Origin of the sequence: Knoellia aerolata DSM 18566 (assembly GCF_000768695.1) — a bacterium.
Lineage (GTDB): Bacteria > Actinomycetota > Actinomycetes > Actinomycetales > Dermatophilaceae > Knoellia > Knoellia aerolata.
In genome coordinates this window covers 1-259 of sequence record NZ_AVPL01000217.1, presented here as the reverse complement: position 1 = coordinate 259, position 259 = coordinate 1, and the positions used below count along the sequence as shown (strand labels likewise).

General features: G+C 60.2%; 1 protein-coding gene. It reads right to left on the bottom strand.

The window, feature by feature from the left end; all coding sequences use genetic code 11:
• Nucleotides 1-61: 61 nt before the first annotated feature.
• The coding region (locus N801_RS22325) for an ExbD/TolR family protein (protein WP_035941337.1) at nt 62-259 on the bottom strand (198 nt) is incomplete at its 5' end.

The window sequence follows — 259 nt, the reverse complement described above, 5'->3', positions numbered from 1 at the left end:
GGCGACAATCAGCGCCGGCAACCAGCTGAAAAGATGACGTGAGCGATAGAGCAGATACATGTCACAGCTTCCGTGTCGCGATGGAGACGGAGAAGAAGCCGCCCTGGCGCAGGTTATCCATGACCGCCACCAGCCGCTCGACCGCCACACCTTTATCGCTGTTGACGATGATGGTGGTGGTCTGGTTGGCCTGCTGCTGTTGCTTCAGCGTGTTGACCAACGCGTCGAGCGCGATCGGCTGGCCATCCAGCTGCAGCTG